This window comes from Leclercia sp. UBA5958, from assembly GCF_002430365.1.
Lineage (GTDB): Bacteria > Pseudomonadota > Gammaproteobacteria > Enterobacterales > Enterobacteriaceae > Enterobacter > Enterobacter pneumoniae.
In genome coordinates this window covers 232,835-254,849 of the sequence record NZ_DJCE01000008.1, presented here as the reverse complement: position 1 = coordinate 254,849, position 22,015 = coordinate 232,835, and the positions used below count along the sequence as shown (strand labels likewise).

General features: G+C 54.7%; 20 protein-coding genes, 1 pseudogene and 1 riboswitch. Of the genes and pseudogenes, 11 read left to right on the top strand and 10 right to left on the bottom strand.

What is annotated here, in order from left to right; genetic code table 11:
• Nucleotides 1-10 precede the first annotated feature (10 nt).
• From B2Q93_RS14315 to rlmA, 5 genes and pseudogenes are all read left to right on the top strand, one after another.
• Nucleotides 11-1,000 carry an MBL fold metallo-hydrolase gene (locus tag B2Q93_RS14315; protein ID WP_286933585.1) on the top strand — a complete coding sequence of 330 codons (990 nt, stop codon included), beginning with the start codon at nucleotides 11-13 and terminating at the stop codon, nucleotides 998-1,000.
• Between the two features lie 523 nt (nucleotides 1,001-1,523).
• Nucleotides 1,524-1,668: pseudogene (locus B2Q93_RS14310) on the top strand (DUF2627 domain-containing protein).
• Between the two features lie 12 nt (nucleotides 1,669-1,680).
• Entirely contained in the window at nucleotides 1,681-1,890 is a 210-nt protein-coding gene (gene cspE, locus B2Q93_RS14305) for a transcription antiterminator/RNA stability regulator CspE (protein ID WP_001062678.1), read from the top strand.
• Between the two features lie 219 nt (nucleotides 1,891-2,109).
• Entirely contained in the window at nucleotides 2,110-3,828 is a 1,719-nt protein-coding gene (gene ftsI / locus B2Q93_RS14300) for a peptidoglycan glycosyltransferase FtsI (protein WP_286933578.1), read from the top strand.
• 66 nt (nucleotides 3,829-3,894) lie between these two features.
• A complete protein-coding gene (gene rlmA, locus B2Q93_RS14295; RefSeq protein ID WP_286933577.1) occupies nucleotides 3,895-4,710 on the top strand; it encodes a 23S rRNA (guanine(745)-N(1))-methyltransferase in 816 nt (271 codons plus the stop codon).
• On the opposite strand, the gene mntP is transcribed toward rlmA, so the two are convergent.
• The 5 genes from mntP to manX form a co-directional block, all read right to left on the bottom strand.
• Nucleotides 4,707-5,273, bottom strand: coding sequence for a manganese efflux pump MntP (mntP, locus tag B2Q93_RS14290; RefSeq protein WP_040075175.1), 567 nt, complete (start codon nucleotides 5,271-5,273; stop codon nucleotides 4,707-4,709). The genes rlmA and mntP overlap by 4 nt on opposite strands.
• Before the next feature lie 48 nt (nucleotides 5,274-5,321).
• A riboswitch (yybP-ykoY riboswitch) is annotated at nucleotides 5,322-5,457 on the bottom strand.
• 197 nt (nucleotides 5,458-5,654) lie between these two features.
• Complete coding sequence (locus tag B2Q93_RS14285) at nucleotides 5,655-6,113, bottom strand: DUF986 family protein (RefSeq protein WP_046885132.1); 459 nt, start codon at nucleotides 6,111-6,113, stop codon at nucleotides 5,655-5,657.
• Between the two features lie 55 nt (nucleotides 6,114-6,168).
• Nucleotides 6,169-7,020, bottom strand: a complete 852-nt coding sequence (locus B2Q93_RS14280) for a PTS mannose transporter subunit IID (RefSeq protein ID WP_040075177.1) — start codon at nucleotides 7,018-7,020, stop codon at nucleotides 6,169-6,171.
• Between the two features lie 12 nt (nucleotides 7,021-7,032).
• Complete coding sequence (gene manY, locus B2Q93_RS14275) at nucleotides 7,033-7,833, bottom strand: PTS mannose transporter subunit IIC (RefSeq protein ID WP_040075179.1); 801 nt, start codon at nucleotides 7,831-7,833, stop codon at nucleotides 7,033-7,035.
• A gap of 47 nt (nucleotides 7,834-7,880) precedes the next feature.
• Nucleotides 7,881-8,843 carry a PTS mannose transporter subunit IIAB gene (gene manX, locus B2Q93_RS14270; protein ID WP_040075180.1) on the bottom strand — a complete coding sequence of 321 codons (963 nt, stop codon included), beginning with the start codon at nucleotides 8,841-8,843 and terminating at the stop codon, nucleotides 7,881-7,883.
• 463 nt (nucleotides 8,844-9,306) lie between these two features.
• On the opposite strand from manX, the gene yoaE reads away from it, so the two are divergent.
• Nucleotides 9,307-10,866, top strand: a complete 1,560-nt coding sequence (gene yoaE, locus B2Q93_RS14265; RefSeq protein ID WP_040075182.1) for a CNNM family cation transport protein YoaE — start codon at nucleotides 9,307-9,309, stop codon at nucleotides 10,864-10,866.
• On the opposite strand, the gene B2Q93_RS14260 is transcribed toward yoaE, so the two are convergent.
• The 4 genes from B2Q93_RS14260 to pabB all read right to left on the bottom strand — a co-directional run bounded on the left by B2Q93_RS14260 (nucleotide 10,867) and on the right by pabB (nucleotide 16,088).
• Nucleotides 10,867-12,465 carry an EAL domain-containing protein gene (locus B2Q93_RS14260; protein WP_286933573.1) on the bottom strand — a complete coding sequence of 533 codons (1,599 nt, stop codon included), beginning with the start codon at nucleotides 12,463-12,465 and terminating at the stop codon, nucleotides 10,867-10,869.
• A 131-nt stretch (nucleotides 12,466-12,596) separates the two neighbouring features.
• Nucleotides 12,597-13,961, bottom strand: a complete 1,365-nt coding sequence (gene sdaA / locus B2Q93_RS14255; RefSeq protein ID WP_040075185.1) for an L-serine ammonia-lyase — start codon at nucleotides 13,959-13,961, stop codon at nucleotides 12,597-12,599.
• A gap of 183 nt (nucleotides 13,962-14,144) precedes the next feature.
• Nucleotides 14,145-14,723, bottom strand: coding sequence for a CoA pyrophosphatase (locus B2Q93_RS14250; protein WP_040075186.1), 579 nt, complete (start codon nucleotides 14,721-14,723; stop codon nucleotides 14,145-14,147).
• A gap of 3 nt (nucleotides 14,724-14,726) precedes the next feature.
• Entirely contained in the window at nucleotides 14,727-16,088 is a 1,362-nt protein-coding gene (gene pabB / locus B2Q93_RS14245) for an aminodeoxychorismate synthase component 1 (RefSeq protein WP_286933572.1), read from the bottom strand.
• A gap of 61 nt (nucleotides 16,089-16,149) precedes the next feature.
• On the opposite strand from pabB, the gene B2Q93_RS14240 reads away from it, so the two are divergent.
• Nucleotides 16,150-16,332: a YoaH family protein gene (locus B2Q93_RS14240; protein ID WP_040075189.1), complete on the top strand. Its 183-nt coding sequence runs from the start codon at nucleotides 16,150-16,152 to the stop codon at nucleotides 16,330-16,332.
• Nucleotides 16,333-16,340: 8 nt separating this feature from the next.
• Here B2Q93_RS14240 and B2Q93_RS14235 read toward each other — a convergent pair whose 3' ends face one another.
• Nucleotides 16,341-16,685, bottom strand: coding sequence for a RidA family protein (locus B2Q93_RS14235; protein WP_040075190.1), 345 nt, complete (start codon nucleotides 16,683-16,685; stop codon nucleotides 16,341-16,343).
• Between the two features lie 126 nt (nucleotides 16,686-16,811).
• Here B2Q93_RS14235 and B2Q93_RS14230 point away from each other — a divergent pair, with 126 nt between their 5' ends.
• The 4 genes from B2Q93_RS14230 (at nucleotide 16,812) to fadD (ending at nucleotide 21,995) form a co-directional block, all read left to right on the top strand.
• Nucleotides 16,812-18,722, top strand: coding sequence for an ATP-dependent DNA helicase (locus B2Q93_RS14230; protein WP_046885136.1), 1,911 nt, complete (start codon nucleotides 16,812-16,814; stop codon nucleotides 18,720-18,722).
• 66 nt (nucleotides 18,723-18,788) lie between these two features.
• On the top strand, nucleotides 18,789-19,484 hold the full coding sequence (gene tsaB / locus B2Q93_RS14225; protein ID WP_286933570.1) for a tRNA (adenosine(37)-N6)-threonylcarbamoyltransferase complex dimerization subunit type 1 TsaB: 696 nt from the start codon (nucleotides 18,789-18,791) through the stop codon (nucleotides 19,482-19,484).
• Nucleotides 19,485-19,521: 37 nt separating this feature from the next.
• On the top strand, nucleotides 19,522-20,106 hold the full coding sequence (locus B2Q93_RS14220; RefSeq protein WP_040075193.1) for a Slp family lipoprotein: 585 nt from the start codon (nucleotides 19,522-19,524) through the stop codon (nucleotides 20,104-20,106).
• A 203-nt stretch (nucleotides 20,107-20,309) separates the two neighbouring features.
• Nucleotides 20,310-21,995 (top strand): long-chain-fatty-acid--CoA ligase FadD, encoded by a 1,686-nt coding sequence (gene fadD, locus B2Q93_RS14215; RefSeq protein ID WP_154298797.1) that lies wholly within the window; start codon nucleotides 20,310-20,312, stop codon nucleotides 21,993-21,995.
• Nucleotides 21,996-22,015: the final 20 nt, after the last annotated feature.

The following is a 22,015-nucleotide window of genomic DNA, read 5'->3' as shown; positions in this document are numbered from 1 at the left end:
GGAGGTGAACATGACCCGGAAAAATCCCTGGTATAACCCCTCCCTGCCTCACCATACCCCGCAGGGTTTTCGCAATACTTCTGCTGCTGGGCACCAGCCTGGAGACGTTGAGCGCTGGCGCAAAGAGCGCAAAGCTGCCGGTTTACCGAAACCTCCTCGCGGCGGCTATGAAAAATTTATCCATGACTGGTGCCAACCTGTCGATCTTACTACCCCCGAAGGAGACGCTGTCTGGTGGCTGGGCCATGCCAGTCTATTGCTGCGAATCAGTGGTCAGTATATTCTCACGGACCCGGTGTTCTCCCGGCGTGCCTCGCCCGTAAGTTTTGCCGGACCGCTGCGCAAAACCCCTGCGGTGATTAGCGTGGCTGGGCTACCGGCCATTGATGCGCTAGTCATCTCTCATAATCATTATGATCACCTCGATTCCGCTACCGTTCGTCAGTTATTGCAACGATTTCCAAAGCTTACCCTGTTTGTCCCTCTGGGGCTGGGGGACTGGTTTCGACGTCGGGGCGCGAAGCACATCGTTGAACTGGACTGGTGGCAAAGCTATGTGCATCAAGGCATCACCTACAGTGCCGTTCCGGCCCAGCACTGGAGCATGCGTAGCTTTTGGGATCGGAACTGTGCGCTTTGGTGCGGATGGGTATTCGAGGGCAGTGAACGGCGATTTTGGTTCAGCGGCGATACCGGATATACGCCAGAGTTACTCACCATTGCGCAGCGTTTCGGTAAACTCGATGCGATCGCCCTCCCGATAGGCGCATATGCACCAGAATGGTTCATGGCGACAAACCATATGGACCCGCGTTCGGCAGTCTCCCTCTGGCAGCAGCTAGGAATGCCGCTTGCCATCCCCATTCACTGGGGCGTCTTCGAACTGGCCGATGAGTCGCTTGATGAACCCGTGGCTGAACTACGGCAGGCACTCAATCATACAGCCACAATTAACAATAACTTCAAAATACTAAACATCGGTCAATATTTATCCTTATGACTATTCATCGCTTCGTTTACTATTATTCTGATATTAACCTGTACCATTAATGTTTTATTTTTATCGAAACGTTTTGCTTGCCTTTTTTTGAGGCAAGATCATAAAAGTTTCATTATTTTGGTGCAGAGAGAAATTAGAATTGCCAATGTAAATAGAGAAAGAGGCGAAGCGATATACAATGTTTTATCAAGACAACCCACTTTACCGTTACGATCATTTGTGCATAACGTTTCGGAAAAAGTTCTAACAAAATAGCCTCATCCAGAAAAATTAATAGCCTGGCTGGACGTTCGGAAGTTATTGAGCTATGGTAAAAAAGTCTTAGATTACAGCGCTTATGAAGACAGTGACTGGACAAGCACCACTCAGGCCCGGTATACCGCACACGTTGCTTACCGTGCAGATTGTGGCAAGTTAGCTTCGGAATTTGTGCGACTGATCGAGACACGTTTAAAAATGGCTTGCCATTATTTACGTTGTATGTGATAACACGGTTTGGGTCAAACGAGGTACAGTTCTGTTTATGTGTGGCATTTTCAGTAAAGAAGTCCTGAGTAAACACGTTGTCGTTGAATACCGCTTCTCTGCCGAACCTTATATTAGTGCCTCATGCAGTAATGTCTCAGTTTTATCTCAGTTAATGCCTGCGGGCTATGAAAACACTCTAAGGAATTTTGCAAATGGCAAAGATTAAAGGTCAAGTTAAGTGGTTCAACGAGTCTAAAGGTTTTGGCTTCATTACCCCAGCTGACGGCAGCAAAGATGTATTCGTACACTTCTCTGCAATCCAGGGCAATGGCTTCAAAACTCTGGCTGAAGGCCAGAACGTTGAGTTCGAAATTCAGGACGGCCAGAAAGGTCCGGCTGCTGTTAACGTAACCGCTATCTGATCGAACCCCTGCCAACGTTGAAACGCCAGGTCGTTTCAGCTGAGCACATAAAGCCTCGCGTTAATGCGGGGCTTTTTAATGCCTGCTTTTCAAAGTGTTAACACAAGGCCTTCTGTTCGCAGTTTGTTGCAAAGCTGCGAAGTTATTAGCATTGTTTTTACCCGCACCGTGCAAATTTCCCGTTAAATCAGGGCGTTGTTTAATAGCCCTGGAGCCACGGTGAAAAAAAGACCTTTCAACCCCGCAGCAAATTTCACCCCGACGCGTTTTGCTTTACTCTGCTTTGTCATACTTTGCAGCCTCGTTTTTCTACTGGCTCGCGTGGCCTGGTTACAAATTATCAAGCCGGACACGCTGGTGGCGCAGGAGGATAGGCGCTCCTTGCGTGAGGTACCCATCGATGCACCTCGCGGAATGATAGTTGACCGGGAGGGCAGGCCGCTGGCAGTGAGCGTGCCGGTTCAGGCGGTCTGGGCCGACCCCAAAACGGTGCGGGAGAAGGGGGGCGTAGGGTTTGATGACCGCTGGCAAGCCCTGGCGAACACACTGCATCTCTCGCTCGACACCTTGTCGCAGCGTATCAATAGTAATCCGCGTGGTCGTTTCATTTACCTGGCTCGACAGATCGAACCGGCGCAGGCGCAATGGATCGAGAAACTGCATCTGCCTGGCATTAACCTACGAGATGAGTCGCGCCGTTTTTACCCTTCAGGACACGTAGCGGCCAACTTAATTGGTTTTACCAATATTGATGGGCAGGGTATAGAAGGGATTGAAAAGAGCTTTAATCGACAGCTCACTGGCAAACCGGGCCTGCGCAAGGTACGTAAAGACCGATATGGGCATGTCATTGAAAATATCACCGAGCAGCCACCGGTCCCCGCTCATACTATTCACCTCAGCATTGATGCACGATTGCAGACGATTACAGAGGATGCCCTGGATAATGCCGTCGCCTGGAACAAAGCGGAATCCGGTGCAGCAGTACTGATTGACGTGCGGACGGGTGAAATTCTCAGCATGGCGAGCTTCCCGGACTTCAACCCCAATAATCGTGAAGGGGCAACCTTGAACGATTTCCGCAACCGCGCCATTAGCGACACCTTCGAACCCGGCTCAACCGTTAAGCCGCTGGTGCTGATGACCGCTCTGAAGCAAGGGCTGGTACAGCCTGACAGCGTAATCGATACGCATCCCTATACGCTGGCCGGACACCGTATCCGCGACGTAGGTTACTATCCTGAGCTGACGATGACCGGCATTTTGCAAAAATCGAGCGATACCGGGGTATCACGCCTTTCGCTGGCGATGCCCATTCAGCGCCTGCTGGATACTTATAAAGGCTTTGGTTTTGGACGCAGCACCGGGCTGGGCCTAACCGGCGAAAGCAGCGGCCTGCTACCTGAACGCAAATTCTGGAGTCAGTTGGATCGGGCTACGTTCTCCTTTGGCTATGGACTGATGGTCACGCCACTGCAGTTGGCACACGTCTATGCCACTATTGGTAGCTACGGCGTAGAGCGTCCCCTGTCGATCACGCGTATCGATCCCCCGGTATTGGGCACCCAGGTCATGCCGCCAGAGATTGTGAAAGAGGTCGAGCATATGATGGAGAGCGTGGCGCTGCCGGGCGGCGGCGGCGTGAAAGCGGCGGTACGTGACTACCGGGTTGCCGTTAAGACCGGTACCGCGAAAAAGATTGATGAGAGCGGTAAGTATGTCGATAAATACGTGGCCTATACTGCCGGCGTTGCGCCCGCCAGTCGTCCGCGCTTTGCGCTGGCGGTGGTAATTAACGATCCCCAGAACGGCGCCTACTATGGCGGGGCGGTGTCGGCTCCGGTCTTTAGCCAGATAATGGGAGATGTGCTTCGGCTCGAAAATATCCCACCCGATGGTCTCGCTCCGGAATCGAGCCATCTCATTGTGATGCGTTAAGTCAGGCGTTTTATAACCGGGCAATTAGCGGTAAACTCTCGCCCTTTACGATTGCCTGGAGTTACCATGTCCTTCTGTTGTCCACTTTGCCATGCGCCGCTGGTGCTAACCGATAAAAGCTATGCCTGCCCACAGGGGCACCGCTACGATTTGGCGAAAGAGGGGTATGTTAACTTGCTGCCGGTACAGCATAAACGCTCTAAAGATCCGGGTGACAGCGCAGAGATGATGCAGGCACGCCGGGCTTTCCTGGACGCCAGCCATTATCAGCCACTGCGCGACCGGGTTGGGCACTTGCTGGCAACGAAACTGGCTGAAAACGCCGCCACGATTCTGGATATCGGCTGTGGTGAAGGCTATTACACCGCCGCGTTTGCAGATATCGCCCGGCAAAAGGGGGCAAGCACGTTTGGCCTCGATGTCTCTAAGGTCGCTATTCGCGCTGCCGCCAAACGCTACCCTGCCGTGACTTTTTGTGTGGCCTCCAGCCATCGCTTGCCGTTTAACGATAACAGCATGGACGCGGTTATCCGCATCTATGCCCCGTGCAAAGGCGAAGAGTTGGCGCGAGTGGTGAAAGCAGGGGGTTGGGTGATCACCGTGACGCCAGGGCCACGCCATCTGATGGAGCTAAAAGGTCTGATTTACGATGAGGTACAGCTTCACGCTCCACATTCTGAGCAACTGAGCGGTTTCCGACTGGCTGACGAGCAAGAACTCGGGTATGAGATGAACCTGAGCGGAGAAGAGGCGGTAGCCTTGTTACAGATGACGCCGTTTGCCTGGCGGGCAAAACCGGCGGTATGGGACGCATTGAAGAACGAGAAGGTATTCCGTTGCCAGACGGATTTCAGCATCCACTGCTGGCAGCGTGTCGATTAACCTGCGAAGTGGCTCCAGAGGATTTGTACACCAATACCTATCAGTACAACGCCTCCCAGAATTTCGGCCCGTTTACCCAACAGCGGGCCAATATACCGACCGATCATCATCCCCAGCGTTGACATGATGAATGTCGCGCAGCCAATGGCCAGGGCGGTGGCGATAATATTAACCTGCAGAAATGCCAGACCGACGCCCACCGCCATCGCATCCAGGCTGGTGGCAATCGCGGTAGTCACCAGCAGCCAGAAGCCGTGACGGCGAACCGGCGCGTCATCTTCACAACGCTCGTTGCGAAAACCTTCAATGACCATACGCCCACCGAGGAAGACCAGCAGCACAAAGGCGATCCAGTGATTCCACTCCAGCACAACCTGGCTTGCCAGCATACCCAAACCCCAGCCGATAAGCGGCGTCAGGGTTTCGATTGCGCCAAAGATAAGGCCAGTGCGCAGTGCTTCAGAGAATTTAGGTTTATGCAGGGTGGCGCCTTTCCCCATCGAGGCCGCAAATGCGTCCATCGACATGCCAAAGGCCAGTAGAAGTGTTGCTGAGAGATTCATAAGTGCGTCCAGACCGGGATCTCCATATGACACATCACTGCCCCCAGTAAACAGCAGTAGATGTATCTATGGTCTCGCCTGACAGTTCTGATATGAACTGTCCGTACGTGCCACGTTTTGCAACGAGTATGTTGACACGTACATTTCCTTGAAAGGAAATCGGCTACTCCCCAACGACGGGCGCAACCTTAACATATTTTTAGCCGTTAAAACAATATTCAGGAATTATAATTTCACTAACTTCTTGATAACGATTTTCATTTGGGCTTATTGGTGAGAATAACGTTAATAAATATAAGTGGATTTTATTGTCTAATATAGCTTTGGCTATAATTGTGCGGAGAAAACCAGTCCAAATATAGCCAGTGCTATAATTTTAACTTATTGAGTTTTAACAAGTAATTTGTATATTTTTTCCAGGTCGTCTATATTCCGTACCCGAATGAGCAGACGCCGCTGTTCTAATTGCATCACCAGCACGCCATCTTCCGATAAATTCATCTCTTTAATACGGTTATATTCTATCCATACATTGGCGAAAAAGAACCCATCCTTTTTGAAGAGGATTTTGGGCGCCCGGATCCAGAACAGATAGATCGCCATTAATGCCAGCGCACATAATAACCATGTGGTTAATAATGCACCGCCGTTCATTACGTTGTTATAAATCAGAATCACCAGCAGGCCGGCAAAGATGAAGGCATCAACGCGGCCGCGACGTAGCAGGGGGATAGACAGCAGCGTCGCGCCATGACGTCGCGGCATGATCCATTCGTCGTAAATGGCATAAGCCAGAAGGGCAACAATAAACAAAACCAGTACGATGTCCGTGATCGTCATTCATCCTCCAGATAAAAAAAGCCGGGGGCAAGCCCCCGGCGTTTAACGCAACGTCTTACAGACCCAGCAGGCCAACAGCATAGCCCGCGATACCGATGACAAAGAAGCCAACGATAATCCACAGTGGGTTAACTTTCTTACGCAGAAGCCACATACAGGCGAAGGTCAACAGCAGCGGAACCAGGCCAGGCATCAGCTGGTCAAGGATGGTTTGCACCGTGGTCACGCGCGTCTGACCATCCTGACCGGTGATGGTAGAGACCACCAGCGGGATGTTAACGTGCGTCCATTTGTTAACCAGCGCGCCCATCACAAACAGGCCGAGAATGGAGGCCCCCTCGGTCAGTTTTTGCAGGAAGCCGCCGCCCATATCCTTAACAATGTCCACGCCTTTACGATAGCCATAAGCCACGCCGTAGTAACGGGTTGCCAGGCGGACAAGGTTAAAAAGAATGAAGAACAGCAGTGGACCAAGCAGGCTACCGCTCATCGCAATACCGGCGCCAAGCGCGGCGAAGACTGGACGCACCGTACCCCAGAAGATCGGGTCACCCACGCCCGCCAGCGGCCCCATCAGACCCACTTTGATACCGTTTATGGCACCATCGTCAATCTCTGCGCCGTTCGCACGCTGCTCTTCCATCGCCAGAGTCACGCCCAGAACCGGGGCGGCAACATACGGATGGGTGTTGAAGAATTCCAGGTGACGTTTAATTGCCTGACGTCGTGCTTCGTTATTTTCTGGATACAGGCGTTTAATCGCCGGCACCATCGAGAAGCAGAAGCCCAGCGCCTGCATACGTTCGAAGTTCCACGAACCCTGGAACAGGTTTGAACGGATGAACACGCCACGAATATCGCCCGGAGTCAGTTTCTTCTCTGGGGTAGTTTTAGTCATATCAACCATGTCGCTCACCTGTTAGTCCAGTTCGTTATCGAGATCGTTAGTACCAGCCGCCTGCGCTGGTGCACCCGCTACGCGGTTGTATTTCGGGCTCAGCTGAATGTAGAGAATCGCCATAACGGCGCCAATCACACCCAGAGCAACCAGGTTGAAGTTAGTAAACGCCGCGGTCACGAAGCCGAGGTAGAAGAACGGCATCAGGTAGCCAGCACGCATCATGTTGATAACCATCGCATAACCGACTACAACGATCATGCCACCGGCGATGTTCAGACCTCCGGTCACCACTTCTGGAATGGCGTTCAGCATGCTCTGCACTTCACTGGTACCGACAGAGATAGCAACGATAACCGCCGGGATTGCGATACGCATCGCCTGCAGGAACAGGGATGAAACGTGGATCCAGGAGAGTGCCGTCAGGTTGCCGTTATCCGCCGCCTTATCGGCAGCGTGCTGGAAGGCAACGGTGATAGTACGAACAATAATGGTCAGAACCTGGCCTGCCGCGGCCAGTGGAATAGCCAGCGCGATACCGGCGCCGATACTTTGGTGCCCGGCAATAACCAGAACGGTAGAGATGATGGAGGCGAGGGCCGCATCCGGGGCAACGGCCGCACCGATGTTCATCCAGCCCAGTGCGATCATTTCCAGGGTACCACCGATGATAATACCGGTTTTCATATCGCCAAGAACGGCACCAATTAAGGTACAGGCGACCAACGGACGGTGAAACTGAAATTCATCAAGTACGGATTCCATACCCGCAATACACGCGACGATGAACACCAGCACAATCTGAAGAGTGGTAATCTCCATTGTACTTCTCCTATAACATAAGCTTTGTGTGAAAAATCAGCGCCGGGTTATTTCCCAACTTTGCCGATCAAGTCCATCATTTTCAGTCTCTGATCGGTAGAAACCTTACGGGCTTCCAGCTCGATACCGCGTGCATTCAGTTTATTGAAGGCTTCGATATCTTTTTCATCGACTGAAATCGCGTTGTTGACCTGCGTTTTCCCCTGACGGAAAGCCATACCACCGATGTTGACGGAGGTGATTTTCACGCCGCCTTCGACAAGACGCTCGACGTCTGTCGGGTTAGTAAACAGAAGCATGACGCGTTCACCCGCATATTTCGGGTTGTTGTAAACGCGGATCATTTTGGCAACGTCCACCACGTGAGCGGTTACGCCCGGTGGAGCGACCTGGGTAAGAAGGGTTTTGCGGACGGTGTCTGCGGCAACTTCATCGCTGACGACGATAATGCGTTGTACGTTGGTCTCTTTGGTCCAGCGCGTTGCCACCTGGCCGTGAATTAAACGGTCATCGATACGGGCAAGGCCGATAACCATATAATCATTTGGCCCCATCGGTTTGGCAGGCGTTGCCGCTTTCGGCGCTGCCGCCACCGGCGCGGGTTTATCTACTGGCTGAGCTTTCAACGCTTTCACGCCTTCGCGGCCGGTTTCTACCGCCAGCGCTACCAGTTCGTCAAAGCTCGGGTTATCGTCACGCGCCATCAGCGTTTCGACCAGCATCGGAATGTTAACGCCAGCCACGACTTCATGGTGCTCTTTATCGACGACAATGCGGCTGGCGGCGTTAAATGGACTGCCACCCCATGTATCGACGAGAAACAGCACGCCGCTGCGGGTATCGAGCTTTTCAAGTTGAGCCGTGTATTTCTCGATTAATGTTTCGGCATTTTCGCCGGGCACGAAATCGATCCAGCCAACATTTTCCTGCTCGCCAAGCAACATCTCTGCTGTTTTGAGTAACTGCTCTGCAGCCCAACCATGTGTGCCTATTACAATAGCAATGGTCACTTGCTACCTCCATTTATTATCGTTTATGCACCTGTGTGACGAGGGCATCATAAATCGTGTTCATTACAGCGAATCGATTCAGATAAGGGTTAGAGTAGAACTAACTCAGACTTCAGCGAATTATTTTAGACAGTGAAAAAATAATTTATGTGATGAAGATCCGTAATTTAGCTTTAGCGTGTTGGATAATTTGCGGCGCGAAATGGAGACGGTAACATCTGTTTGCAAAGGAAAGTAAATCTTTGCCTTAAAGCTCATGTCTCTGATATGTTTACCTTCCGTTTAATTGTCAGGAGTAATGGGCTATAGCCCACTGTATGGACCGTCACCGACGTCAGTCACCTACCCGATCCCTTTGGATCAGCCTCACCGGCGATTCTCGCCACACACTTAAATCGTCTTTTACCGCTTCGCCCGTTTCTAACGCGGCGCCGTTTTGTCATTCCTTCAGCAGGAGCTTGTCATGGAATTCTTAATGGACCCGCAAATCTGGGTGGGGCTTCTCACGCTGGTGGTGCTCGAGATTGTGCTCGGCATCGACAACCTGGTGTTTATTGCCATTCTTGCGGACAAGCTGCCGCCTAAACAACGTGACAAAGCACGCCTTATCGGCCTGTCGCTGGCGCTGATTATGCGTCTTGCGCTGCTTTCCGTTATTTCGTGGATGGTTACGCTCACCAAACCGCTCTTCAGCGTGTGGGATTTTACCTTCTCTGGACGCGACCTGATCATGCTGGTGGGGGGACTATTCCTTCTCTTCAAAGCCACGACCGAGCTACACGAACGGCTTGAAAACCGGCAGCATGATGGCGGGCATGGTAAAGGCTACGCCAGCTTCTGGGTTGTGGTAATGCAGATTGTGGTGCTGGATGCGGTCTTCTCCCTGGATGCGGTCATTACCGCAGTGGGTATGGTAAACCATCTTCCGGTCATGATGGCCGCGGTGGTCATTGCCATGGCGGTGATGTTGTTGGCCTCGAAACCGCTGACGCGATTCGTCAACGAACACCCGACGGTGGTGGTGCTCTGTCTCAGCTTCCTGCTGATGATTGGTTTGAGCCTGGTCGCAGAAGGTTTCGGCTTCCATATTCCGAAAGGTTACCTGTACGCGGCGATTGGCTTCTCGATCATCATTGAGTTCTTCAACCAGGTTGCGCGACGTAACTTCATTCGTCAGCAATCTAACCAGCCGTTGCGTGCGCGTACTGCGGATGCCATCTTGCGTCTGATGGGCGGTCGTCGCCAGGCAACGGTTCAGCCGGAGAGCGAAAACCATGTGACGGTGCCGGTACCCGAAGGTGCTTTTGTTGAAGAAGAGCGCTACATGATTAACGGCGTACTGTCGCTCGCCTCCCGCTCTCTGCGTGGCATCATGACGCCCCGCGGTGAAATCAGTTGGGTTGACGCCAGCCTGAGCATGGATGAAATCCGCCAGCAACTGCTCTCTTCGCCACACAGTCTGTTCCCGGTGTGTCGCGGCGAGCTGGATGAAATTATCGGTGTGGTACGTGCTAAAGAGCTTCTGGTTGCGCTGGAAGAGGGTGTAGATGTCGAGGCCATAGCCGCCGCATCGCCGGCCATTGTGGTACCGGAAACGCTCGACCCGATTAACCTGCTGGGCGTATTGCGTCGTGCTCGCGGTAGCTTTGTTATTGTGACCAACGAGTTTGGTGTGGTTCAGGGGCTGGTTACGCCGCTGGACGTGCTGGAGGCGATTGCCGGTGAGTTCCCGGATGCCGACGAAACGCCGGAAATCGTTGCCGATAACGACGGCTGGCTGGTAAAAGGCGCCACCGACCTGCATGCGCTGCAACATACGCTGGGGCTGGAGCACCTGACTAACCATGATGACGATATCGCCACCGTAGCCGGTCTGGTCATTGCCATTAATGGTCAGATCCCGCGTACCGGTGATGTTCTGGAACTGCCGCCGCTGAAGATCACCATTGTGACGGCGAACGACTACCGTGTGGATCTGGTGCGTATTGTTAAAGAGCAGTCAGAGCACGAAGAAGACGAGTAATTAATGTAGCGGCGTCGCGGGCATGATCTGCCCGTTATGCGGCGCTGGCGGGGGCGAACTCCCCGCCAGCCACTCCGGAAAGTCTCTCAGCGGCATCGGTCGCGCATAAAAATATCCCTGCAAAATGTGCACCCCGCGCTGGCGAAGATGACGCGCTTGTTCAGGGGTTTCTACCCCTTCCGCCACCAGTTCAATGTTCAACCGCTGTGCAAGGGCAATAATGATATCGGTCACGGTAGAGTTCACCGCGTCCGTCCCTATCGCAGCCGTAAATGACTTATCAATTTTCAGGACATCCGGATGCAGCTTTTCCAGCCATGAGAGCGAGCAATTCCCGGTGCCAAAATCATCAATCGCCAGTTTGACCTCTTTTCGGTGTAATTCCCGTACCAGGCGGCAATCCACGTCCAACAGGGCATCGCGCTCGGTCAGTTCAATTATGAGCTGTTGTACAGGGCGGGCGTTAAACCAGTGGTGGTTCAGGTCGCGCAGCAGCACGCCATGGCGGAAATGGCTGGCGGCAACATTGATTCCGATATGGAAACCAGGATCCGCCGGGAATACCGTCAGCTGGCGTACGGTTTCCGTGATGACATAGCGGGTGAGGGGAATAATCAGATTGTGTCCCTCAGCCAGGGGGATAAACACGTCAGGGGAGATCCACCCCTGGCGCGGATTATTCCAGCGCAGCAGGATCTCCACGCCGACGCACTCCTGATTACGCGCATTCATCAGCGGCTGGCAGAACAGCTCAAATTCGCGGGCGGCAAGGCCGAGATTTATCTCCCAGGTAAAGCTCATCCTGTTTGCGGTGGCCAGCCAGGCGATATAGCCCAGTAGCAGGCTTAACAGCAGAGCCAGTGGCAACTGGCCAGGAAGCTCCTTTAACGCTAATGCCGTAGGGCCCGGGCCGCTGACGGTGATGGAAAAGGGGAAATTACCCGACGGCTGGCGATAAATTTTGTCGCCAGCATTGTGTGTCAGGGTATCAGAGACATTCGATCCGTAACGCAGGTGTTTATTGCCTACGCTCAGGGTAACTTCGTTAATCAGGGGGGCTTGCGGTTCGAGGATCATGCGGGCAATCAGATCGATATTGACCCCCTCCATGACCCCGTTCTGGCTGTTACCAGGCAGCGGATACCACTGGATCAGAATGGGGCTACCATGCAGCAGTGACCGATCCGTCGAGAGCACCAGTAAAGGTTCCGGGAAGGGAAGCGCAGGTTGGAGTTGGCGAACAGGCACATCGCGTTGACCAAAAATACTGGAGCAGTAAAGGATCCCGTCTTTAACCAGCCCGATCGTGCGCACGGTCTGCAGGGTGGCGGCATGTCGGCGCAACAGCAAGTGGGTAGAAAGGCATGGACGTCCTACCAGCGGCAGCAGCGCTTCACGGCTGGCTTGCAATGGCAGCAAAATTTTATCCAGCGCCTCAACGGCGTGGGTGACAAAGGCGACAGTACGGTGCTGGTTGAGATTACGTTGTGAAATAAAGCGGATGCCAAGGGTCGTAATCAGGGTGAGAACCGCAACCACCACGCAAACCGCGAGGCGTTTTCGACGATAATGGGTGATTATCCTTTGCGCAGTTTGCATGCAGGGGTCATCCGGTAAGCCAGGGGCACCCAATGCCGCAGGCAATACAGCAAGTGTAGTGGGGAAATATTAAGGAGACGAGACGAGGGGAGAAATTTCGCCCATCCGTTGCAGATGGGCGAAAGGGAGTATTAGTCGCACTGCACCTTGATAGCCAGGCCACCGCGGGAAGTTTCGCGATATTTCGCGTTCATATCTTTCCCGGTTTCGTACATGGTTTCGATAACCTTATCCAGTGAAACGCGCGGCTCGCTGGTACGACGCATCGCCATGCGTGAGGCATTGATCGCTTTCACCGACGCAATGGCGTTACGCTCAATGCACGGTACCTGCACCTGACCGGCGACCGGGTCACAGGTTAGACCGAGGTTATGCTCCATGCCAATCTCTGCGGCAACGCAAACTTGTTCCGGACTGGCGCCCAGCAGCTCAGCCAGACCGGCAGCAGCCATCGAGCAGGCCACGCCCACTTCACCCTGACAACCTACTTCCGCGCCGGAAATGGAGGCGTTCATCTTATAGAGCGCGCCCACCGCACCCGCGGCCAGGAAGTAACGAATGTAGATGTCCGGGCTCACGGATTCGATAAAGTGATCGTAATAAGCCAGTACCGCCGGCACGATCCCGCAGGCGCCGTTAGTTGGGGCCGTCACAACGCGGCCACCGGCTGCGTTCTCTTCGTTGACCGCCAGGGCAAACATGTTTACCCAGTCCACCACGTTCATCGGGTCATTGGAGTATTTGTCGGTGGTCACCAGCATGCGACGCAGCGCCGAGGCACGACGCGGCACGCGCAGTGGGCCAGGCAATACGCCTTCAGTATTGATACCGCGATCGATACAGGCACGCATGGTCTGCCACACGTTCGCAAAGTACTCTTCGATCTCTTTCTTACTGTGCAGCGCCAGTTCGTTCTGCATCACCATGCCGGAAAGCGACAGGCCGGTCTCTTTGCAGTAGTTCAGCATCTCCTGGGCGGATTTAAACGGATAGGGGACATTGACATCACCCGCCGTATCTTTGCCGAAATGCTCTTCATCAACGATGAAACCACCGCCGATGGAGTAATAGGTTTTGCTGTAAATCACTTTATCGCCGTTAAAGGCGTGGATCTGCATGCCGTTTTCGTGCAGTGAGAGGTTGTCGCTGCGAAAACGCATGCCGTCATCCTGCGGGAAATCGACTTCGTGCTGGCCGTTAGCCAGCAGCAGGCGGCCGCGCGTTTCAACGTCGCGAATAAACGCCGGAATGGCGTCAATATCAACGGTATCCGGCATATTTCCGGCCAGACCCATTATGATGGCGATATCGGTGTGGTGGCCTTTACCCGTTAAAGAGAGCGAGCCATAGACATCTACGGCAACACGGGTAACGCTTTCCAGTAATCCTTTTTCGACCAGGTCATCGACGAACTGTTTACCGGCCTTCATAGGACCGACAGTGTGGGAAGAGGAGGGGCCAATACCCACTTTGAACATGTCGAATATACTAATCACTTTAACACTCCTGACAGGGTTACCGGGTTTCCAGTAACGATGTTATAACTGCGCATAGTGTAAGAGGGAACCTGATCGTCAGCTCAACTATTCACATGAATTAAACTAATGGCTAAGGGCGGTTTTACTAATAGCGAGAGAGCGATCGCAAACGCAGTAAAAAGTCGGGAATGTAAAGTATAGTCAAGGCTTCAGGCCAATTTGCAGCGCCAGTTCACGAATAATGCCTGCCGTCATGCCCCAGACAAAATAATGCTGGTACCAGGATAACCAGACCCGATGATGGTGGCCGCGACGATGAATATCGAGGGGGTGATAACGACCCAGACGCAGGGCCTCCGCCAGTGGCATTTCAAATACTGCCGCCACTTCGTCTTCGCTGGCGTGATAGTGCAGATTTGGCGGAATCAACCCCACCACCGGCGTAACCTGAAATCCGGTCACGCTGTCGACAGGCGGGAGCACGCCAATCACTTCCACAACCTCGGGCGGAATCGCCACCTCTTCCTGCGCTTCGCGCAACGCGGCGGCAATCAGCGAAGCATCACTGCTGTCTACTGCGCCACCGGGGAAGGCAACCTGACCGGCATGTTTACGCATCAGCGGGGAGCGTTGGGTGAGCAACAGTCCGGGTTCGTCGCGGCGTACCACCGGGATCAGCACCGCGGCCTGGCGCTGATTAAGCGAGGCGCTATTGACCTGCGGCCGTAATAACTGAAAACGCGATAAAAAATCATCCAGGGTCAGATTGCGGGTCTCCACGCTTTAACTCTCCAGTTGTTGCAGTATGCGGTTTACTTTATCAAAGGTTTCCTGATACTCCGCCGCCGACTCACTGTCAGCCACGATACCGCCGCCTGCAGAGCAGTATAGCTGCCCGTCAAAGGCGGTCAGGGTGCGGATGGTAATGCTGGTATCCATGGTACCGCAGAGGCTGATATAGCCGATGCTGCCGCACCAGGCGTTACGGCGCTGGGGTTCCAGTTCGTCGATAATTGCCATCGCCCGCACCTTTGGCGCACCGGTAATCGACCCCCCCGGAAATGCCGCCCGCAGCAGATCGCAGGCGCTGCGCGATGCGGGCAGGCGCGCGGTAATCGTACTCACTAAATGGTGAACCGCCGGGAAAGGCTCCACCACGAACAGTTCGGGCACCCGCACGCTGCCGGGTTCGGCCACGCGCCCGATATCATTACGCATCAAATCTACGATCATCAGATTTTCGGCGCGATCTTTCGGGGAGGCGGCCAGTTTTTCCGCCTGCTGGCGATCGTCATCGGGATCGGTAAGACGCGGTAGCGTGCCTTTAATGGGGCGGGTCTGTATTTCGCCCTCTGCCAGATGAATAAAGCGCTCAGGTGACAGGCTCAGAATCGCCCCCTGTTCAAGGCGCATAAAGGCGCTGAAGGGGGCGCGGTTCTGCGCATTCAGGCGAGTAAATGCCTGCCACTCATCACCCTGATAGTGAGCCTGAAAACGCTGGGCAAGATTCACCTGATAGCAATCGCCACTGTGCAGATAAGCCTGCACCTGGCGGAATTTTGCGTCATACTCCAGCGCGGTCATGTTTGCGCGCCAGTCAGAGGTGAGGCGAAACGGGGTTTGCCTGGTTGGGGGACGCTGTGCTTCCAGCCACGCCAGTCGCGCCTTCGCATCGCCATGGCAGACCAGCGATACGGCCTGTTTATGGTGATCAACAATGACCGCCCAGTCGTACAGCCCCACCGCCATATCCGGCAGGCTGATGTCGTCAACTGCCTGCTGCGGCAGCGTTTCAAAGCGACGACCCAGATCGTAGCCAAAGAGCCCCAGCGCGCCGCCCTGAAAAGGCAGATCGGGGTGCGGATCCGCAGGCAGGCCCAGGTCATCCAGCGTCTGCTGCAGCAAGCTCAATGGGCAGCCAGACGATTCGATCACCGTCTCCCGCGTTACTCGGGTAAGCTCACCCTCGGTAACCAGCGTGGCGACGGGATCGGCCACCAGAATATCAAACCGACTATAGGGATGGTCAGCGTGGCCGGAATGCAGCAGCATCGCCCAGGGTTGATGGCTCAGCGGCGCAAACCATGCTTCAGCGGCGTCTGGACGCCAGGGTAACGAAATAACGGTGGGGGATAACGAGTTCATCTATAGCAAACAACCGGGCAGCGTGAAATAATTAGCGCTGATAATCTAGCAGGAGTTAATGATGTTTGCAGGTTTACCTTCACTGAGCCACGAGCAGCAGCAGAAAGCAGTTGAACGCATTCAGACGTTAATGTCCGAAGGGATGAGCAGCGGCCAGGCCATTGCGCAGGTGGCAGAAGAACTTCGCGCCACCCATACCGGCGAGCGGATCGTGGCGCGTTTTGAGGATGATGAAGAAGAGTAACCGGCGCGTTATACCGCGGCGATAATCTTAATCTCAACCTTATATTGCGGTTTCATCAGCGTGGCCTGTACGGTGCAGCGTACCGGCGCGTGGCCCGCGACTACCCACGCATCCCAGGCCTTGTTCATGGCCGCAAAATCATCTTTATTCGCCAGAAAAATGGTCGCATCCAGGATCTTCGATTTATCGCTGCCCTGTTTTTGCAGGATAGCGTCAATCTGTGCCAGGGTGTTGGCCGTCTGCTCAAAGGCGTCGGCATCCAGATTCTCCGGTACGCCGGTGTAGTAGAGGGTCTGGTTGTGGATCACCACATCAGACCAGCGGGCTTCGGCATCAATGCGCACAATTGTCATAAACGTCTCCTCGTTATTTTTTCATTGCCGGGCAAGACTGCCATATTGTCTCGCCGCCGTCACTATCGACTGGCGCAAGGCCCGGCAGCCTGACATAATCCCCTGTGCAAAATTACAGGGGGCAGAGTGGCAGACGATTTCGCAGCAGACGGGCAGTTAGCAAAAGCAATTCCTGGCTTTAAACCGCGTGAGCCCCAGCGCCAGATGGCGCATGCCGTCGCGCGCGCTATCGACAACGGGCAGCCGCTGGTTGTGGAAGCGGGGACCGGGACCGGGAAAACCTACGCCTATCTGGCGCCTGCGCTACGGGCGAAGAAAAAGGTCATTATCTCGACCGGTTCGAAAGCGCTGCAGGATCAGCTTTACAGTCGCGATCTGCCCACCGTGGCCAAGGCTCTCAAATATAAAGGCCGGCTGGCGTTGCTGAAGGGGCGCTCTAACTACCTCTGCCTCGAACGTCTGGAGCAACAAGCGCTGGCGGGAGGCGATCTGCCGGTACAAACGCTGAGCGATGTCATCATCCTTCGCGCCTGGGCCAACCAGACCCAGGATGGCGATATCAGCACCTGCGCCAGCGTGGCCGAAGATTCTGCCGCCTGGCCGCTGGTCACCAGCACCAACGATAACTGCCTCGGTAGCGACTGCCCGCTCTATAAAGACTGCTTCGTGGTGAAAGCGCGTAAGACGGCGATGGACGCTGACGTCGTGGTGGTCAACCATCACCTCTTTCTGGCCGATATGGTGGTGAAAGAGAGCGGCTTTGGTGAACTGATCCCCGAGGCTGACGTGATGATCTTCGATGAGGCCCATCAACTGCCGGATATTGCCAGTCAATATTTCGGTCAGTCCCTCTCCAGCCGACAGTTGCTGGATCTGGCCAAAGATTTCACTATCGCTTACCGCACCGAACTGAAGGATACCCAGCAGTTACAAAAATGCGCGGACCGTCTGGCGCAGAGTACACAGGATTTCCGCATGCAGCTGGGCGATCCCGGTTTTCGCGGCAATCTGCGTGAACTTCTGGCAGACAATACCATTCAGCGCGCGCTCCTGCTGCTGGATGATGCGCTGGAGCTCTGCTATGACGTGGCGAAATTATCTCTGGGCCGCTCCGCATTACTGGACGCCGCCTTTGAACGCGCCACCCTCTACCGTGCCCGTCTTAAGCGCCTGAAAGAGATCAACCAGCCGGGATACAGCTACTGGTACGAATGTAACTCACGCCATTTCACCCTGGCCCTTACGCCGCTTACCGTGGCGGACAAATTCAAAGAAGTCATGGCCGACAAGCCGGGGAGCTGGATTTTCACCTCCGCGACCCTCTCGGTAAATGATGATCTGCACCACTTCACCGAACGACTGGGGATTAACGAGGCGGAGTCGCTGCTGCTACCCAGCCCATTTGACTACGCGACTCAGGCGCTGCTCTGCGTGCCACGCAACCTGCCGCTACCGAATCAGCCCGGCGCGGCACGCCACCTGGCGGCGATGCTTAAACCGATGATCGAGGCGAACAACGGGCGCTGCTTTATGCTCTGCACCTCTCACGCCATGATGCGCGACCTGGCAGAGCAGTTCCGCGCCACCATGACCCTGCCGGTGCTGTTACAGGGTGAGACCAGTAAAGGTCAACTGTTGCAGCAGTTTGTTAGCCACGGCAATGCCCTGCTGGTGGCAACCAGCAGCTTCTGGGAAGGGGTGGATGTCCGCGGCGATGCGCTCTCTCTGGTCATTATCGATAAGCTGCCCTTTACCTCGCCGGACGATCCGTTGCTGAAGGCCCGTATGGAGGATTGCCGCCTGCGCGGAGGCGATCCCTTTGACGATGTGCAGCTACCGGACGCGGTGATCACTCTTAAACAGGGGGTAGGGCGTCTTATCCGCGATATAGACGACCGGGGCGTGCTGGTGATCTGCGACAACCGGTTGGTGATGCGTCCTTACGGTGCGACCTTTATAGCCAGTCTGCCGCCCGCGCCGCGTACGCGGGACATCAACCGAGCAGTGCGTTTCCTGGCCGCGCCATCGGCGGAGTAATTTGCCCTGGAGTGTGCTAAGATGCGCGCCATTTTGTATTGACCCACTGCGAGAGCGCGACAACTGATGCGAATTCTGGCTATTGATACCGCCACAGAGGCCTGTTCTGTTGCCCTGTGGAATGACGGTGCCATCTCTGCTCATTTCGAAGAGTGCCCACGAGAACACACCCAGCGCATTTTACCGCTGGTAAAGATGATCCTGACTCAGGGCGACACCACTTTAACCGACCTCGACGCGCTGGCCTTTGGCCGCGGCCCGGGGAGCTTTACCGGCGTGCGTATTGGCATCGGTATTGCGCAAGGGCTGGCGCTGGGTTCAGGGCTGCCAATGATTGGCGTCTCTACCCTGGCAACCATGGCGCAGGGCGCCTGGCGTAAAACCGGCGCCACCCGCGTGCTGGCCGCCATTGATGCCCGCATGGGTGAAGTTTATTGGGCGGAGTACACCCGTGATGAACAGGGCGTCTGGCACGGTGAAGAGAGTGAAGCGGTACTCAAGCCGGAAGCCGTCAGCGAACGGTTGAAGCAGCTTTCCGGCGTCTGGGCTACGGTGGGTACGGGCTGGAAAGCCTGGCCGGATATGGCGCAGGAGAGTGGCGTAACGCTGGAAGAGGGCGAGATGTTGCTGCCTGAAGCCGAAGACATGCTCCCCATCGCCTGCCAGCTGCTTGCAGCAGGCAAAACGGTGGCGGTTGAGAAGGCCGAACCAGTTTATTTACGAAACGAGGTGGCATGGAAGAAACTTCCAGGCCGCGAGTGAATCTCAGTATCAGGAACTGAGAAAAAGGGGTCGCATCATGGCGGTTCATAATTATGTAGTACGCCTTCTGGCGGCCGGCGCGGTGGCGCTGGCATTGAGTGGATGCGTATCGGTACCGGACGCCATCAAAGGCAGCAGCCCGACGCCGCAGCAAGATCTGGTCCGGGTGATGAACGCACCTGAACTTTACGTCGGCCAGGAAGCGCGTTTTGGCGGTAAGGTGGTTGAGGTGTATAACCAGCAGGGTAAAACCCGGCTGGAGATTGCCACGGTCGCACTCGATAGCGGCGCGCGTCCGATACTGGGCGAAGCGTCACGTGGCCGTATCTATGCGGACGTGAACGGGTTCCTCGACCCGGTTGATTTCCGTGGGCAACTGGTCACCGTCGTGGGTCCTATCACCGGTACGGCGGAAGGCAAGGTGGGCAGCACCCCCTATAAATTTATGACCATGCAGGCCAACGGCTACAAGCGCTGGCATGTTACGCAACAGGTCATGATGCCGCCGCAGCCTATCGATCCCTGGTATTGGGGACCCCATCCGTACCGTTATGGCGGCTACGGTGGCTGGGGCTGGTATAACCCCGGTCCAGCTCGCGTTCAGAACGTAGTAACAGAGTAACTTACTGTTATTATTGAAAAAGAAACAGCGGCCTCGCCGCTGTTTCTCGTTTTATACGGATATAACAAAAATAAATAGTGACGTGCTTCGCAACCCGAAAAGCGGACAATTAATAAACTGGTACGCTGAGTTAATATAATGTTAACACTTTGTATTTAGCCGGGGTTGTGATGACGACAAATACTCATTTCAGAGGTGATTCATTGAATAAGGTTTGGCTAAACCGTTATCCCGCGGATGTTCCTGCGGAGATCAATCCTGACCGCTATCAATCCCTGGTTGAACTGTTTGAACATTCGGTAGCCCGCTATGCCGACCAGCCCGCGTTCGTGAACATGGGCGAGGTCATGACCTTCCGCAAACTGGAAGAGCGCAGCCGGGCTTTTGCCGCCTATCTCCAGCAAGGCTTAGGGTTACAAAAAGGGGATCGGGTGGCATTGATGATGCCAAACCTGCTGCAATACCCGGTCGCGCTGTTTGGCATTTTGCGCGCAGGCATGATCGTAGTTAACGTCAACCCGCTCTATACCCCACGTGAGCTGGAGCACCAGCTGAATGACAGCGGTGCGGCGGCGATTGTTATCGTCTCTAACTTTGCCCACACGCTGGAAAAAGTGGTGGACAAAACTCAGGTCAAACACGTGATCCTGACGCGGATGGGCGATCAGCTCTCCACCGCGAAGGGTACGCTGGTGAACTTCGTCGTCAAATACGTTAAGCGGCTGGTACCCAAATATCACCTGCCAGATGCTATCTCCTTCCGCCGGGCCCTGCAGACGGGCTACCGCATGCAGTATGTTAAACCCGAAATCGTCCCGGAAGATTTGGCGTTTCTGCAATATACCGGCGGCACCACCGGCGTAGCGAAAGGGGCGATGCTGACCCATCGAAATATGCTGGCCAACCTCGAACAGGTAAACGCCACCTACGGCCCGCTGCTCCATCGTGGCAAAGAGCTGGTGATCACCGCGCTACCGCTGTATCACATTTTTGCACTAACCATGAACTGCCTGCTCTTTATTGAACTGGGCGGACAAAACGTGCTTATTACCAACCCGCGCGATATCCCGGGCCTGGTGAAGGAACTGGCGAAATACCCCTTCACCGCCATGACCGGGGTCAACACCCTGTTTAATGCACTGTTGAACAACAAAGAGTTCCAGCAACTCGATTTCTCAACCCTGCACCTCTCTGCCGGTGGCGGTATGCCGGTGCAGCAGGCGGTTGCCGAACGTTGGGTGAAACTGACCGGCCAATATCTGCTTGAAGGCTACGGGCTCACTGAGTGCTCGCCGCTGGTCAGCGTCAACCCGCACGATATTGACTATCACAGCGGCAGCATTGGCCTGCCGGTGCCCTCGACGGAAGCCAAACTGGTGGATGATAACGATAACGAAGTGGCGCCAGGCGAGCCCGGTGAGCTCTGCGTGAAGGGGCCTCAGGTCATGCTGGGTTACTGGCAGCGTCCGGACGCCACCGATGAGATCATCAAAGACGGCTGGCTTCATACCGGCGATATCGCCGTGATGGATGACGAGGGTTTCCTGCGTATTGTCGATCGTAAGAAAGATATGATTCTGGTCTCCGGATTCAACGTCTATCCCAACGAAATCGAAGAAGTGGTTATGCAGCACAACGGGGTGCAGGAGGTGGCCGCTGTCGGCGTACCGGCCGGCACAAGCGGCGAAACGGTGAAGATTTTCGTGGTGAAAAAGGATCCGTCGCTGACCGAAGAGGCGCTGATTACCTTCTGCCGACGCCAGCTTACCGGGTATAAAGTCCCGAAACTGGTTGAGTTTCGTGATGAACTGCCAAAATCCAACGTCGGCAAGATATTACGACGAGAATTACGTGACGAAGCGCGCGCCAAAAGCGACAATAAGGCCTGAGCTTCGTGTGAGTCACCCCA

Coding starts and splice junctions, on each gene's coding strand:
- B2Q93_RS14315 (WP_286933585.1), top strand. CDS start 11: ATGACCCGGAAAAATCCCTGGTATAACCCCTCCCTGCCTCACCATACC.
- cspE (WP_001062678.1), top strand. CDS start 1,681: ATGGCAAAGATTAAAGGTCAAGTTAAGTGGTTCAACGAGTCTAAAGGT.
- rlmA (WP_286933577.1), top strand. CDS start 3,895: ATGTCCTTCTGTTGTCCACTTTGCCATGCGCCGCTGGTGCTAACCGAT.
- mntP (WP_040075175.1), bottom strand. CDS start 5,273: ATGAATCTCTCAGCAACACTTCTACTGGCCTTTGGCATGTCGATGGAC.
- B2Q93_RS14285 (WP_046885132.1), bottom strand. CDS start 6,113: ATGACGATCACGGACATCGTACTGGTTTTGTTTATTGTTGCCCTTCTG.
- B2Q93_RS14280 (WP_040075177.1), bottom strand. CDS start 7,020: ATGGTTGATATGACTAAAACTACCCCAGAGAAGAAACTGACTCCGGGC.
- manY (WP_040075179.1), bottom strand. CDS start 7,833: ATGGAGATTACCACTCTTCAGATTGTGCTGGTGTTCATCGTCGCGTGT.
- yoaE (WP_040075182.1), top strand. CDS start 9,307: ATGGAATTCTTAATGGACCCGCAAATCTGGGTGGGGCTTCTCACGCTG.
- B2Q93_RS14260 (WP_286933573.1), bottom strand. CDS start 12,465: ATGCAAACTGCGCAAAGGATAATCACCCATTATCGTCGAAAACGCCTC.
- pabB (WP_286933572.1), bottom strand. CDS start 16,088: ATGAACTCGTTATCCCCCACCGTTATTTCGTTACCCTGGCGTCCAGAC.
- B2Q93_RS14240 (WP_040075189.1), top strand. CDS start 16,150: ATGTTTGCAGGTTTACCTTCACTGAGCCACGAGCAGCAGCAGAAAGCA.
- B2Q93_RS14235 (WP_040075190.1), bottom strand. CDS start 16,685: ATGACAATTGTGCGCATTGATGCCGAAGCCCGCTGGTCTGATGTGGTG.
- tsaB (WP_286933570.1), top strand. CDS start 18,789: ATGCGAATTCTGGCTATTGATACCGCCACAGAGGCCTGTTCTGTTGCC.
- B2Q93_RS14220 (WP_040075193.1), top strand. CDS start 19,522: ATGGCGGTTCATAATTATGTAGTACGCCTTCTGGCGGCCGGCGCGGTG.